The 14,653-nt window shown below is 58.4% G+C and carries 10 protein-coding genes and 1 pseudogene; 4 read left to right on the forward strand and 7 right to left on the reverse strand.

What is annotated here, in order from left to right; all coding sequences use genetic code 11:
- Window positions 1–531: 531 nt before the first annotated feature.
- Together AC57B1_RS06680 and AC57B1_RS06685 are read left to right on the forward strand one after the other, a co-directional pair.
- Window positions 532–810 carry a hypothetical protein gene (locus AC57B1_RS06680; RefSeq protein ID WP_496417017.1) on the forward strand — a complete coding sequence of 93 codons (279 nt, stop codon included), beginning with the start codon at window positions 532–534 and terminating at the stop codon, window positions 808–810.
- Window positions 810–1,781, forward strand: a complete 972-nt coding sequence (locus tag AC57B1_RS06685) for a GlxA family transcriptional regulator (RefSeq protein WP_408186896.1) — start codon at window positions 810–812, stop codon at window positions 1,779–1,781. Before AC57B1_RS06680 ends, AC57B1_RS06685 begins: the two co-directional genes overlap by 1 nt.
- Before the next feature lie 57 nt (window positions 1,782–1,838).
- On the opposite strand, the gene AC57B1_RS06690 is transcribed toward AC57B1_RS06685, so the two are convergent.
- From AC57B1_RS06690 to AC57B1_RS06710, 5 genes are all read right to left on the reverse strand, one after another.
- Window positions 1,839–2,042: a hypothetical protein gene (locus AC57B1_RS06690; protein WP_496417018.1), complete on the reverse strand. Its 204-nt coding sequence runs from the start codon at window positions 2,040–2,042 to the stop codon at window positions 1,839–1,841.
- A 357-nt stretch (window positions 2,043–2,399) separates the two neighbouring features.
- Complete coding sequence (locus AC57B1_RS06695) at window positions 2,400–3,467, reverse strand: carbon-nitrogen hydrolase family protein (RefSeq protein ID WP_496417019.1); 1,068 nt, start codon at window positions 3,465–3,467, stop codon at window positions 2,400–2,402.
- 75 nt (window positions 3,468–3,542) lie between these two features.
- Window positions 3,543–5,075, reverse strand: a complete 1,533-nt coding sequence (locus AC57B1_RS06700; protein ID WP_496417020.1) for a solute symporter family protein — start codon at window positions 5,073–5,075, stop codon at window positions 3,543–3,545.
- An 11-nt stretch (window positions 5,076–5,086) separates the two neighbouring features.
- Window positions 5,087–5,389, reverse strand: coding sequence for a hypothetical protein (locus tag AC57B1_RS06705; protein WP_496417021.1), 303 nt, complete (start codon window positions 5,387–5,389; stop codon window positions 5,087–5,089).
- A gap of 131 nt (window positions 5,390–5,520) precedes the next feature.
- Entirely contained in the window at window positions 5,521–6,774 is a 1,254-nt protein-coding gene (locus AC57B1_RS06710; RefSeq protein ID WP_496417022.1) for an enolase C-terminal domain-like protein, read from the reverse strand.
- Window positions 6,775–6,801: 27 nt separating this feature from the next.
- On the opposite strand from AC57B1_RS06710, the gene AC57B1_RS06715 reads away from it, so the two are divergent.
- Entirely contained in the window at window positions 6,802–7,701 is a 900-nt protein-coding gene (locus AC57B1_RS06715; RefSeq protein WP_496417023.1) for a LysR substrate-binding domain-containing protein, read from the forward strand.
- Between the two features lie 344 nt (window positions 7,702–8,045).
- Here the strand turns inward: AC57B1_RS06715 and AC57B1_RS06720 are convergent.
- Window positions 8,046–9,482 (reverse strand): annotated as a pseudogene (locus AC57B1_RS06720) (IS3 family transposase); the annotation flags it as partial.
- Between the two features lie 43 nt (window positions 9,483–9,525).
- Here AC57B1_RS06720 and AC57B1_RS06725 point away from each other — a divergent pair.
- Window positions 9,526–10,260 (forward strand): IS6 family transposase, encoded by a 735-nt coding sequence (locus tag AC57B1_RS06725; protein ID WP_496417024.1) that lies wholly within the window; start codon window positions 9,526–9,528, stop codon window positions 10,258–10,260.
- Between the two features lie 347 nt (window positions 10,261–10,607).
- Here AC57B1_RS06725 and AC57B1_RS06730 read toward each other — a convergent pair whose 3' ends face one another.
- Complete coding sequence (locus AC57B1_RS06730) at window positions 10,608–14,645, reverse strand: AIDA repeat-containing protein (RefSeq protein WP_496417025.1); 4,038 nt, start codon at window positions 14,643–14,645, stop codon at window positions 10,608–10,610.
- Window positions 14,646–14,653 lie beyond the last annotated feature (8 nt).

Here is a 14,653-nt window from a genome sequence, read left to right on the forward strand (position 1 = left end):
CGTTATCGGCGGCTTACCCGAACTGCGTAGAAGCGAATGCCGAGATCACGCCGACGCGCGAATCATGCGGCGCCGGTTCGCCGGGACGAGTCTCATTCGGCGTCAGCGGTAAAGCACTTGGTCGCTTGTCAAAATACGGCGACCGCAGGGGCCGCGCAACCTGTCATCCCGCGGTAGACGCAGGCGCCGGTTCTGATCTACGCGATGTCCGGGATCGGAATCGCTTCAGCAGATACTGAGCGTTTGGACGCATAGTATTTCTTGCGCGGCATTTCGGGCTGGCAGCAGGATCCATTCGACGCAGCGATCATCCGCACAGCTCGCGGTCTGCCCTGCCCCCCTTCTTTTCGAGCGACGACTCCAAAAGCGGAGTACGAGTAAAGGAGGCGTCGCACGAAACAAAACTCATCCTCGCCCGGTCGATACTCTGACCGCCGTCCGACGCACAAGCCGCTATACAAGTCAACGTTTACATAAGCTAAAACCTGCCGCTGGTTGGTAATGGGTTAGTAGACAGGGCTGGAGTCGCAGTTGGTCAATGTCGACGGTACTGATGGCGTTGTACATCCGCATGGCCTGAGTTTCGACGACGCCGCACTTTTCATCGACGAACCTATTTTTTCCGTTTGTGTTGAGCTAACGAAATTTTCGACGCCCCAGCCAGTCCGGAACGCTCCCAATCGTCTCGATACAGGCCCCGGCTTATGGAACCTCTTCGGCGCGACCTACAGGCTCATCATCCGCGCCACACACGATTTTTTCAACGACATTTATAATCACCTTTTCGGACATGACGGCTGGTGGAATTGATGTATCGAGTTGGCTACTTTTTGACGGAAGACTTCCAGGTCATGGCCATTGGAACCCAGACAGTGTTCGAAATCGCCAGCATCGTCGCGCGCGAGCCTCTTTATCATGTGACGAATTACTCACTCCAAGGGGGTGAAATTCGCTCGTCGCTTGGCGTCTCTGTCATGACAAAGCGGGCCGATTCGAACGCGACCGCGGACACATGGATGATCAGCGGCGTGGCCAATCCGACCGGCCGCACCACTTCCGCTGAAGAACTCAGGTTCATCAGCGATGCGTCAGCACGCTCGCGGCGCACAGCAGGCCTTTGCACAGGCGCGTTCGTTCTCGCCGAAGCGGGGCTTCTCGACGGCAAGCGCGCAACCACACATTGGGCGTTCGCAAACGCCTTGCAAGCCCGTTGGCCACTGATTCAGGTCGAAGCCGACCGCATCTTTATTGTCGATGGCAAAATATGGACGTCAGCCGGGTTGACGGCGGCGATGGACTTGGCCCTTGGCCTGGTAGAGAAGGATTTCGGTGCAGACTTCGCAATCTCGGTGGCGCGTGCGATGGTCATGCCTCATCGACGCTCAGGCGGACAGTCGCAGCACTCTGAAATGTTGGCCCTTGCACCGAAGTCGGATCGGATCCAGATGGCGCTTGAGCATGCACGCCTTAATTTATCCAAACCCCTGCGCGTCGACGATCTTGCTAAGGCGGCAAATCTCAGCAGCCGACAATTTACGCGTATTTTCCTTTCCGAAACCGGCGAATCTCCCGCTAGGGCAATAGAACGCTTGCGTCTCGAAGCGGCAAGAAACCTGATTGAGCGTGGCCGTCATTCGCTCGAAACAATCGCTCGGGAAACGGGATTTCGTGACAGGCGGCACCTGCGAGACGTCTTTACGCGGGCCTATCGGACGACTCCACAGTCGTTAAGGAGAGAGTCTCGCAATGTGACCGTTGATAAAAGTGAGTTCGACGAATAGTGCGTTGTGGAAGTATCGCCGCGGAGAGCGCGGCTATCCGTGCCTTTCCTCATGAGGTCAGCTTACCAGGCGGAATTTCGATAGCGTCGAGCTCACCAGCAAGCTACCGCGAAGGATGTGCAACCCTGTCGTCCTCGACGATTTCTCCATGAAAATGGTGCGTCGATGTGCGCGACGATTCACTTTGAATTCGAAGACGTCGAAGCGGCTGTAATAGCCGACCACCTCCTGAAACTGTTTCGGAACGATGGTCTTGCCCAAATCCGGTTCCGTGTAGGAGAGACCTTCGTCTTCACAGTTGGGAAATACGAGCGCTAAAAGTAGAGCAGTTAGTGAGAGAAGTAGCCGTACTCTCTGTATGTACGAGAGTACGCCCTTCACGCAAATACTCTACTTCTCCCACTCAGCTTGAGCGGAGCGTTAGACTTAATCTCTCCAAGGCTCGACGATTTGTGAGGGGGCCAAAACACGAAGCTCCTCCGAGTCTGAACTCGTAGCATTTGAGGTTTCGCACGTCCGACCTTCGAGACGCCTTTTATGCACACCGATGCGAGTATCCGCAGAGCCCTATGCAATCTATGACGGCAGCGCGTGCGAGTTACTTCGCCATGCCTTTGCTTATGAGGCCAAGGTCACAGGCGGAACTTCGATAGCGTCGAGATTGCCAGCACGCTGCGCGGCAAAATCTGCACGGGTGTCGTCGTCATCGATTTCGCCGTGGAAATGCGCCGGACGGTGCGCGCGACGATTCACCTTGAATTCGAAAACGTCGAAGCGGTTGTAGTAACCAACGACATCTTGGAACTGCTTCGGGACGATGGTTTTCGCCAGATCCAACTCCGCATAAGCGATCCCTTCGTCTTCGCGGATTACCTCGCTGATCGGCTGACCATCCGGGCCGAGAATCATCGATACGCTCTTGGGCGATGTTTCAAGAAGATCGCGGACTTCCTTGTTCCCACGAGACACCATCTCGATTGCCCCGGGTGGCAGGAAGCCAGACGCGACCAGATTGAACAGCTTGCCCTCAAACGCGTGCGCGCCTGCGCGCAGGCGAATAGCTGCCTCAAGGTCGTATCCGCCTTCGCCGAGCGGATGGGTCGGCCAACGTGGGGAGAACGACGAGATGTGTACGTTTTCGCCTTGAGCGAGCAGAGCAAATCGGGCCAATGCATTCGTGTTTTCACCACACACCAGCGCGCCGATTCGGCCGATGCGAGTGTCGTTCACGCGCAGACCACTACCATCGCCCATCGCCCAAGCCAGCTTTTCCCAATACGTAGGCATCAGTTTGCGATGCACGTTAAGCACCGCCCCGTCATCTCCGATCAACACGTTCGTGTCGTACACGCAGCCAAAGCTGTTCCGCGTCGCTTCATTGATACCGATCGAAACAAACACATTGTATTTGCGAGCGGTATCACGCAGGCGCTGAATTTCCGGACCGTCGATCAGGACCGAACTGCTGACCATCTTTACGAAGAACTCGTGCGTTTGCACCGGTGCCCAAACGGCACACCACACCGGGAACGATGAAAGATACGCCTCGGGAAATGCAATCAGTTCTGCGCCGTTGTTAGCAGCTTCTTTAATCCAGTCGCAGGCCTTTTCGACGCACGCCTCAGCGTCAAAATAGACAGGTGCGATATGGCAAACGGCAGCTTTGTACTTCGGGTATTGCTTCATCAACATCTCCTTGGTATGGACTTGGACAGACTGCTCCTTGCGTCCGACACGTGGGCACCTCGGGCTAGGTGCAAATTAGTTTTCCAGGACGGTGTGCATTTCCGAAAAGCCACGTTGCTCTGCGGGACTAGACTTCAACAATGACACCGTAATGGCAACAAACAGCGACAGCGGTAACGAAAAGATTGAGGGATTGCGCAGCGGCATAAACCACCATTGGTTTTGGACATCACCCAATGCCCGATGCAACACATCTACCTGAATCGTGGGCGAAAGCACGATCAGCAAGACGGCGGCGGCAGCGCCAGTCAACAGGCCGCACACTGCGCCGGCCGTCGTGAGTCGTCGCCAATACAAGGCAAGCATCAGAACCGGGAAATTGGCGGAAGCTGCAATCGAGTAGCTCAGCCCGACCATGAAGGCCACGTTCTGTCCTTCAAAGCGCAACGCGAGAATCACCGCGGCAGTGGCAACTACGATTGATGCAATACGGGCAACGCGCGGCTGCTTGCCACCCGCGGTCGACCGACGCGCCATAATTACGCCAGCCCAGATGTCATGTGCAAAAGTCGTTGCAGCCGTCAACGTCAGACCCGCCACGACTGCAAGCATTGTTGCGAAGGAGACCGCACAGATAAATCCAAAGAGGGCATCCCCGCCCAGGAGTTTCGCTAGCAAAGGAACTGCCATGTTTCCCGCTCCTCCGGCGCCGAGAATTGCCGCGCGCCCAATCAACGCCATCGAGCCAAATCCAAGCAAGAGAACGAATACGTGGAAGAAGCCGACGAGAAAAGTGGCGTACAAAGCTGAGCGTCGCGCGTCTTTTGCATTCCCAACCGTCAGGAACCGTGTAAGAATTTGAGGCATGCCCAACGCACCGAAGACCAGAGCAATTGCCAGCGAAAGCGTGTCCCATCGATCAAGCGAAGAAAGTATATGCGGTGCCACCACGCTCGCATCGGCATTGCTTATCGCCGCTTTGAAAAGTCCGGAAGGGTGAAATCCAAACTTTGCGAGCAAGAGACCAGCAAGAACAATTGTCCCGCTGAAAAGAAGCACGGCCTTAATGATCTGCACCCAAGTTGTTCCGAGCATTCCGCCGAAGAACACGTAGCAGAGCATCACCACGCCGACCAATACAACCGCCGGCAGGTATGACAACCCAAACATCAACTTGATCAACCCGCCAGCTGCGACCAATTGAGTAATCAGATAGAGAAGCACGATTGGCAGACTGGAAAGCGCAACGGCAACCCGCACGGGCTTCGACGAGAGTCTCCACGCGATCACGTCGGCAAGGGTGAACCTCCCCAATCGCTTGACCGGCCCCGAAACGAGAAACAGGATTAGCGGCCAGCCTGCGAAAACGCCGATGCTATAAACAACGCCATCAAAACCCTTAAGCGAAATCGCTCCAGTCATGCCCAACAACGCAGCAGCGCTTAGATATTCTCCAGCGAGCGCCAAACCGTTTTGCGCAGCGCCGACGCGACCTCCAGCAGTAAAAAACTCACTGGCCGACTTGCTTCGACGGGATGCTGACCAAGTTATAAAAACAGTCACAAGCAAAAAAGCGAAAAAGAATCCGACCGATATCGGGCTATTCATTGGCGAATGACTCATTCTTCCACCCCCGCGACATCTACGCGATAAAGCTGCGAGTCGTTCTTTTCCGCACAAAGCACAAAGAGCGAGCTGAAAACGAGTGACATGGCAATAAGCCCTACAAACATCAGAATGCTAACCGGCACTTCGACGTGGGTTTGGACTGCCATGATTTCAGGATTAAAACAGAATATTCCAAAAAATACTGCGACTAAAATGAAAATACCGGTCGAAAAATATTTAGCTAGCGCGACTCTGCCTCGATTTATCTGACCACCATCTTCGAAGCCTCTCTCCAGAGCTGACTCATTTATCACACCATCCTCCAATGAATGGATCTTGCCGCGGCTTTAGGCACCATGCAGCCAATAAATTCATTATTGGCAAGCCAAAAAAACGAGCACACTCATTAGAGTTGAAATTATTTTGTCGCCTCGTTTAATTTATCTCACTTGCCAACAGCATATTTATTGACGGCGCCTTCGTCCCATGTAATACCGCTCCCAGGTGCACTGGTCGCAACTGCGAAACCTCCCTCAACTCGAAGGGGTTCGGCGAGGACGCCATCGGCTATACCGAAGTACTCCAGGTAGTGGGCGCATGGGGACAGGGCAAGGAGATGAGCGCTCGCTTCTTGATAAAAGTGATTGGAGATCGGCATGCCGTGAGCCTCACACAGGGCTGCCGCGTCTAGCCACCCGCTCACGCCGCCCACCTTCATCAAGTCGGGCATTGCTAGATCCGATGCACAGTGACGAATCATCGCTAGCATTCCTCGCGGTCCCCAACAGTTCTCACCCAACTGCACCAATGTGCGTAGCTCTGAACGAATTTGAGAATGCCCGACGAGGTCGTCACATGCCACCGGTTCCTCGATCCAGGCCAAGCCCAGGTCATCCAAAGCGCGCGTTCGTCGCAGAGCCTCAGGAACGGACAAGGCCTGGTTGTAGTCAATCATCAGTTCGGCCTTATCGTCCAAGGCTTTCAACACGCCGTTCACCACCTCCAGGTCTTCACGAAGGGTCGGGTAACCAATTTTGATCTTGACCGCGAGAAACCCCGACGCGACGCTTTTCTCTGCAGCGGTTATCGCTCTCTGCAAACCGTCCATGCCAAAGCTTGCATAAGCCTTGATTGGCTTCGGCTCGCCGCCCAACAGCCTCGACAGCGGCAGACCCGCGATGCGAGCGTGCGCATCCCACAATGCCATGTCGAGCCCAGCAAGAGCCATATCAAGCAGCCCTGGGGTGCTCAACAGTACAAACTTCCGACGCACGGAGTGCATCAGCTCGCGGGGACGAAGGGGCTGACCTTCCACAAGCTTCGCCACGTCTGAAGCGAGACGAGTTGCGGCCGGTAGTACCGTCGGGGAGTAGGTGAAGAAGTACGCGTGACCTGTAACGCCGGCCTCCGTTTCTACGTCGACCAAAACGAGCGGTGCGCTTGCCATGACTCCGCTAGCGGTGCGCAGAGGAGGATCGAGCGGCACCAGAACGGGACGAAGACTGACCCGTGTGACAGTTGGATGCTGCTCTGACATCTGGTTTTTTGAATTCACCGGCGTCTCCTTGAAGTCATGTTTGATCTCAACATTTTCTTCCGGTACGCTCGCAATTGAACAAGTTAGGTAGATGAAATTATTTAGCCGGCGACTGGACGAAAATTCAAACGTGGGGTTTCCCCGCGACGCCGATGTGTTCACGTTTCGTATGCTGGTCACTGGAACACCATGAAACGCTTTGCCCGCATCCCACCGCTTCAATGCCTCGTCACCTTCGAGGCGCTTGCACGACTTCGCAATGGCTCGCTCGCCGCTTCTGAACTCTCGATCACACCTAGCGCCGTCAGTCATCGCATTCGGCAACTCGAAGAGTTGTTGGGAGTGAGCATGTTCACGCGAACGCAGAATGAACTGAACCTTTCTTCGGCGGGGCTCGAGTATCTCCCGGTGGTTCGCGAGTGCCTCGAATCGCTAAGTCAGTACCCGACTCGCGGCCTGCTTGACGAGGAGCGAACGTTGTTACGGATTTCGTCTCCTCCGACGTTCGCCCGACAGATAATTGTCCCAAGGCTTCCGACGTTCCAGGAACAGCATCCGGATATCGAAGTCGTTCTGCAACTCTCCGTTCCCTTTGTCGGATTGAAGGCGGATGACGCGGATGTTGAGATTCGTTTCGGCAGCGGAGAATATCCCGGTCTTACAGTTGAGACGGTCCTAGACGAGCCGGTCACACCAATCTGCAGCCCTGCTTACTTAGAAAAGGCTGGGCCGTTTCTTGCTCCGTCGGACATTGCGAAGGCCAATTTGCTCCGTTGTCCCATAGAGCCATGGCGGCCGTGGTTCAAAGCTGCCGATTTGGATCTTGCCGAACCTAGGAACGGCCCCCAATATGTAGACTTAGGTCTCCTCGTTGAGGCCGCGATAAGCGGACATGGTCTCGCTCTTGCCCGTCGCAACATGATAAAAACGTGGCTAAACGCGGGGATGCTAATAACGCTCTTCCCAACGACAGCTAAAGGTCTGCATGCCTACTACGCCACATGGTCGAGTGTCTCGCCTCAGTATGCCCACGTCGAAAACTTCGTGAAGTGGTTGAAGGCCGACCTGGCAACAGAAAAAGCCGATTGATTTTTCTCGCGTCGAAGCGACATCCGGCAATGATGGCAAGAAGCTCGGGCCTGAGCTGCCGAGAACCGCCGCGGACCGAGATGTACTCATCTCCTTTAGCTTACCGGGAGCACCCACGGGCATCGACCGGTCATTTCTGGAGCACTACATCTGTTGGCGCCCAAAATTGGCGGGAGTGGACGAAATCTCGGGGAGGCAACTCTGGTCTAAACTGCAGCAGTTGACCTACCCTGGAGACAGCCATGGAATTGCAGTGGTAAATCCTTCTGCAACGGCAGGGAACGGACCAGCCGGTCCCGATTTGTTCCCCGGCGGTGGGGGTGCGGCTATTTTCTTGGACTGAGTTATGCCGCGATTCCAAGACTTTGCCGGTATTCGACGGGGCTGAGGAAGCCGAGCGAGAGCTTGATCCGTTTTGCGTTATACCAGCGGATGTACGAGTCAACGGTTTCGATGAATTGATCAATGGTCGTGGTTCGCCAGTCACGAGAATAGAACAATTCTGTCTTGAGGCGGCCGAAGAAACCTTCACAGGCAGCATTGTCCGGCGAACATCCTTTCCGCGACATCGAGCGAGTCAGTCTGGCAGACTGCATACGCGAGAGCCATCCTGGCCAGCGATAGTGCGCACCACAATCCGAGTGAACTACGGGCCGCTCCTTGCAGCCATCCACTGATTCGATTGCCGAATCCAGCATGGCGTTGACGAGTTCGGCGTCCGGGCGCGTACCGATTGACCAGCTCACAACGAGACCATCGAAGCAGTCGATAACCGGCGACAGATACACTTTGCCGGCCGGGATCTGGAATTCGGTAAGGTCCGTGAGCCATTTCTGGTTAGGAGCAGCGGCGTAGAAGTCACGATTGATGATGTTCTCCGGCGCGGGACTAATTTCTCCACGATAGGAGCCGTAGCGACGTCGCCTGGTCGTGGCGGCGGCCAGACCTTCCTGTCGCATCAAACGACGCACTACCTTCTCCGAGATGAAGACCCGCTGCCTGATCAATGCCGCGCGAATCCGGCGATAACCGTAGCAACGGTGATTGAGTTCGAAGATGTCCGCGATGACGCGACGCGCGTCAGCATGCCTGTCAGCGACCAACAGCCGTGCACGGTGATAGAAGTAAGAGCTACGGGCAAGACCCAAAGCGGCTAGCAATTCTGGCAACGCATAGGTCTGCTTCAGGGCATCAACCAGCTTCGCCTTCTCCCGGTTGCTCAGGAGTTGCGGGTTGATGCCCATCCCTTTTTTTATCAGTTCGTTCGCCTTCTTCAGGATATCGTGCTCAAGCTGCAGCCGTCGGATGTCGCGTTGAAGCGATTCGACCTGTTGTTCCAGCTGCGCACGCTCATGGTCCGATGCTGGTTTCTTTTTGCGTTTCATAGATGCTGGAACCTCTCGACCGAGTAGCTGATTCTTCCAGTTATACAGCGTTGGCCGACTCACACCGGCTTTCTCGGCAACCACGCGTGCGCTTTGCTCTCTGGTGCACAGCTCGATGACTGCGGCCTGCTTCACCTTTTGTGACTTTGGAACGCTACCAACGGCTCGGCCAACAATACGTTTTCTGATATCTGGACACAGTTCTTCGATCCAGGCTGCAAGCGTCTCGCGACTCGGATAACCCAACGCCCTCAAAGTTGCGGCAGCACAGCGGCCATGGCTCAGATAATGATCGACGGCCACTTTCTTCTGCTCATCCGAATACCTTGGCCTCGAACGGACATAGCCCGCCCGTAGATCATGGCACTGCTCGTATTCGCGATGCCAGGCCTTGAGAGGGCATTGTCAGGTTGCGGGATCGGTCGCGTAAGATGGCGCGATGAAGAAATCGAAATCGCTCTATCACGGTCACCGTTTCCCAGCCGGCGTCATCAGTTGCGCCGTGCGCTGGTACTTCCGCTTCCAGTTGAGCTTGCGCGACATTGAGGAGTTGCTCCTCGAGCGCGGCGTGGTTGTGACCTACGAGACGATCCGATGCTGGCGCGACAAATTCGGCGTGCGCTTTGCCCACCGGGTGAAAGCGGCGCGCCGCAAGCCGGGTAGCACGTGGCATCTTGACGAGATGTTCGTCACACTGCGCGGCGAGCCTTACCTATTGTGGCGTGTGGTCGACGAGCACGGCGCCGAACTCGACATCCTGATGCAAAAGCGGCGCGACAAGGCCGCCGCCAAACGCTTCTTCAAGCGTGTGCTGCGCTCGAACCCGGTGCCGCGCAAGATCGTCACCGATCAGTTGCGCAGCTATCCGGCGGCAAAAGCCGAGATCCCGGAACTTGCGAACGTGAAGCACGTGTTCGTCAAAGCTGCAGCCCGACTGAACAACCGCGCAGAGAACAGCCACCAACCGACGCGCGAACGCGAGCGTCGCATGCGCGGCTTTCGCGACCCGAAATGCACACAGAAATTTCTCTCGTGCTTCGGGCCGATCCGGCAGCACTTCGCGCTCAAGCGGCACTTGCTGGGCGCCTCGCTCTATCGCAAACAACTCGCTTCTCGATTCGCTGCGTGGCACGAATTCACAGCCGTAGCCCAAAATCCGTCGACCGCCTCCTGAGCGATTGACTCTTCGCCGGAGTCCGTGCCGCTGCCGACAAGTTGACCGCGCCCGCGCAACTGATGACGATGGCGGGGAAACGATGACCGTGACAGAGCGATTTTGCATTCTTCATTGCGCCATCTTACGCGACCGTCCCAGCAACGTGACAACGCCCTATCAACCGCCGATGGCGTCGCGACTGCCGCGTAGCGTTTCTCGTTGCGAACATGCGTGGCTAACGCTCGTGTGATCAGCCCCGAGCCACGACCTGCTGGCGATCGCGGAGCGGCAGCACGCGGGCATGAGCCTCAGCGCGCTCGATCATCACTAAAGCGAGCGCCCCTCTTCCGCCCGCCGTTTCCGCGTCACCACTTCCACTGCGCGCCGGCCGTCACTTCATAGTTCCTTGTATGCGAACCGGCTTGCGCACCCAGCTTCGCGTACACAGTGGTGCGCGAATTGGCGTGCCAGTTCGCGCCAACGACGAGGCGCCCCGCATCCCGATCCGACGGCGTGCCGAACACCTGATAGCTTTGTAACGGCGCATCCGCAAAAGCCGCGCTCACCGACTGCACAGTGCTGCCAAAGCGGTGCTCCCATGCCAGTTCCGTCTGCCAGTCGAGAGGATGACCGAACACCGTGCCGAGTCCTTTCAGAAAGCGCAGCCCCAACACGCTCGATAGCGCATTGCTGTTCGTCGATGCATAGTTGAGATCAAACCCACCGCCGCCGTGTTCGCTGAATCCCTGCTGGGTGTAATGCCCGGCACGCATCGCCGCATACGGCTGCCAGGTCCCGATCGCGGACGGGAGTTCTAACCCCGTCTCCGCGTACATCGCCACGCTCGCGGTGTGAAACGAAGCTTCGGGCGAGCCCGACAACGCGCCCACGTGCGCGGAACGTTTGAGAGCGTTATCCCAGTAGCCAACGCCCGCGAGGGCGTTGACATACAAGGCTGTGCCAGCCGGCCTGTACGAGCCGTACAGCAACGCCTGTGCGCCGTCGACCCGGGCATTCGCGGCACGGCTGGAAAACTGCACCGTGTCGTCGTTGATCGCGAGCGCGCCGCCAACGCGCACAGTGTGCGTCACCGCCTGGTCGTAGCCGAGTGTCAGATTCGCCGACTGGTCTTCGTACGCGCTACTGCCGATGCCGTCGTCGCCGGACACGTGCGTGCGCTGATAATTGCCGCTGGCCCAGAGATCATTGCGCGTCGCAACAGACGCGGGGGCCGCGAGGCGCTGCGCGACAACGTCCTGCGTCGCATTCGTGCGGTGTTGGGCGACCTGCTGGAAGATCGCGGCTTCGTCGCCGGAGATCTGCGTGAGCGCACTGGACGCCTCGCTCTTCGACTCGCTCAGGAGTGCCGTCGTCAGCGCATTCCCGCTGCCGTTATAGATGCGAGTCAGCGCGTTGGCGACGCTCGTCTGATTGCGGGTCGCGGCAGCAATAGCGAAGCCGGCGGGCGTTGCGGGCGTGGAGGGTGGCGTCGTAAAGTCTGTCGACGGATTCAGGGTGATCGTGACCACGCCCGCTGAGTAACTTACTGATGGCGTCAGGTACGCGAAGTCCGCGTTCACCGCCGCGAACGCGCCGCTTTGCGTTCCCGTGTAGGTGATGATCCTGTATGCCGTGCCGGCCGAATATGCACCAGCGCTTGCGGTGACTACGAGCGTGCTCCCGGCCCCGATCACCAGGTTGCCGACCACCACGGTGACGCCGCTCAGGCCAGCGGCGTTGACAGTCACGGCATATGAAGAGCCGCTGGCAAAAGTGAGCGTGCCGTTCACAGTGAGACCTGTACCCAACGTGCGGGCAACGAGCGTACTGCCGCTTGCGAGCGTCAGGTCCGACGCAACCGTGCCGCTGCCTGTCACCGTCGCGCCGTTGCCAACGCTCAAGCCGGCTGCGGTGCCATCGACGATAATCGTGCCGGAGGAAACCGTCGTGCCGCTTGCGTAGCCGCCGGGAAGGATGTTCTCGATGCCGCCATTCGCAACCAGCGTGGTGACCGCCGAGCCGCCGGACAGGATGGTCTGCGTGCCGCCGTTGAGCGTGGTGTTGACCGCCGAACCAGCAGAATCGACGGTCTGCACGCCGCCCGGTTGGACCAGCGTGCCCGACGCATAGCCGCCGAACGCCACTTCCTGGGTCCCGCCGCTGTTGACGGTAGTGTTGTACGCGTAGCCTTCGATCACGCCATCGACATATTGCAGGCCCCCGCTGTTGGCGGTGGCCGCATAAGCGACGCCCCCCCCGAGAATCGACTGCGTGCCGCCGCTGTTAATCGTCGTGCCCGATGCGGTACCGCCCGACGACAGTGTTTCGCCGCCGCTGTTCACGACCGTACCGCTCGTCATGCCGCCGGAGGACACGGTGAGCGCGCCTCCGTTGACTACCGTTCCGACCGCAATACCTGCCGCGCCCACCAGTTGCGTGCCACCCAGGTTCACCTGTGTATCGTTGGTGGTGCCCGACGTCACCGACTGCACCCCGCCTGCGGAAATCGTAACGCCGCTGGCCATTCCGCCCGAGATGACGTTCTGCGTGCCCCCCGACAGAATTTGCGCATCCACTATCGTGGCGCCGGAAATCACATCCTGCACGCCGCCGCTGCTGACGACAGTGGAGATCGCCGTGCCGCCAGATGCGACCTGCTGCGTGCCGCCGCTGTTGACCACCGTGGAGATCGCCGTGCCTCCCGACGCCACCGCCTGGATGCCGCCGCTGTTGACCGTGGCGTCGACAGCCGAGCCGCCCGCAAGCACGCGCTGCGTGCCGCTCGAGTTAAGCGTGGTGCCGCTCGCCACTCCACCTGACGAAACCAGCTCGGTACCGCCGCTGTCGACGATGCTGTCGATAGACGAAGCACCGTTCAGCACGGCAAGCACCCCGCCATTCTCCAGCAACGCATGCGTCGCGGTGTTGTTCGCGATGGAGAACGCCCCGGACGCATTGGCGCCGGACACGATCGTGTCCGAGGTACTGGCTATCAGCGCGCCACCCTGCGCGATAGACAGACTAGCTCCGCCGAGCACCGTCGGATGCGTGGCGCTTCCACCGCTCGCGACACTCATGGAGCCGCCCGAGGTGACCAGGCTACCGCTCGCATAACCGCCCAGAAAAACCGCTTGCGATCCAGCGTTGATGATGGTCGTGCCGTTCGCCAGTCCGTAGACCAGTTGCCGGCCTGCTGAGGTCACGAGCGTGCCTACCGCCCTGCCACCTGCCGATACGGTTTCGGTACCGCCGCTATTGACTAGCGTATCGACGGAGACACCTCCGTTGAGCACGCTCAGACTGCCGCCGTTCTCGAGCAATAACGAGTGCGCTGTATTGTTCAGAATCGAAAAAGTCCCGGACGCGTTCGTGCCGGAGACGATCTCATCCGAGGTCTCGGCGATCAGCGCGCCGCCTGCCGAGATCAACGCTGTGCCACCGCTCATCACGGTCAGCTCCGCGATTGAGCCGCCGCTCGAAACGACCACGGTACCGCCGGACGATACGCGCGTATCGGTAGCTTGAGCGCCGCTCAGCACGTTCTGCGTTCCGCCGCTAATGATCGTCAAAGACGCGGATGCTCCGCCGTACACATTCTGCGCGCCGCCGAACAGCACCGTTCCCAACGAGCTTCCGCCGGACATAACGTTTTGCGTTCCGCCCGCCAGGATCTCTGTGTAGAACGTTGCGCTGCCACCGCTGAGAACGTTCTGCGTCCCGCCGTCGTAGACAAAAGTGTTGGTAGCGAGGCCGCCGCTCGCGATGTTTTCCACTCCGCCCGACCTGACGTACGACTGGTCCGCCACTCCGCCGGACAGTACGTTCTGCTGTCCACCGCTATTGACAAACGTGTACGTCGTCGCGCCTCCTGGGAGCACGTCCAGCCTGCCCCCGCTATCCAGGACCAAATTGAAGGCGGAATTGCCGGCGATCGAGAACGATCCTGCAGAGTTGGTCCCGGACAGCGTGGCGGACGTGTTCGTCACGAGGATGCCGCCGTCGCTGATTGCGACGCCGACGGCGGTCCCTCCCGCCGACACGGCGAGTTCGCCTCCGCTGCTCACCGTGAAGGGGTAATGGGTCGAGGTCGGGGCAGTGTCCGAGGCCGACCCGCCGCTGGAGACCACCAGTGCGCCGCCGGCGAGGACAGTCGTGCCGACCGCGCTCCCGCCGCTTTGCACGTACATAGTGTCGCCGTATGACAATTCCGCGCCTACTTCCGTCAATCCCGCAGAAAGGGTGATCACACCGGCATTGGCGTTGCCGGTGACGAAAGACGGGGCCAGGACGCCGACGGAATAGAGACTCCATTGAACGAGGCGCCAGGCCAGCTTTGACAGCCTTGCGCTCGAGTACCCGAAACGATGCACGCCGTACTTGCGGCGATATGTCAACGGCTTCATTACAACCC

The organism is Paraburkholderia sp. BGA-UO-ETr-F21, from assembly GCF_059567925.1.

Excerpts from the sequence above, each read along its gene's own strand:
- AC57B1_RS06685 (WP_408186896.1), top strand. The coding sequence starts at position 810 with ATGTATCGAGTTGGCTACTTTTTGACGGAAGACTTCCAGGTCATGGCC.
- AC57B1_RS06695 (WP_496417019.1), bottom strand. The coding sequence starts at position 3,467 with ATGAAGCAATACCCGAAGTACAAAGCTGCCGTTTGCCATATCGCACCT.
- AC57B1_RS06700 (WP_496417020.1), bottom strand. The coding sequence starts at position 5,075 with ATGAATAGCCCGATATCGGTCGGATTCTTTTTCGCTTTTTTGCTTGTG.
- AC57B1_RS06715 (WP_496417023.1), top strand. The coding sequence starts at position 6,802 with ATGAAACGCTTTGCCCGCATCCCACCGCTTCAATGCCTCGTCACCTTC.
- AC57B1_RS06725 (WP_496417024.1), top strand. The coding sequence starts at position 9,526 with ATGAAGAAATCGAAATCGCTCTATCACGGTCACCGTTTCCCAGCCGGC.
- AC57B1_RS06730 (WP_496417025.1), bottom strand. The coding sequence starts at position 14,645 with ATGAAGCCGTTGACATATCGCCGCAAGTACGGCGTGCATCGTTTCGGG.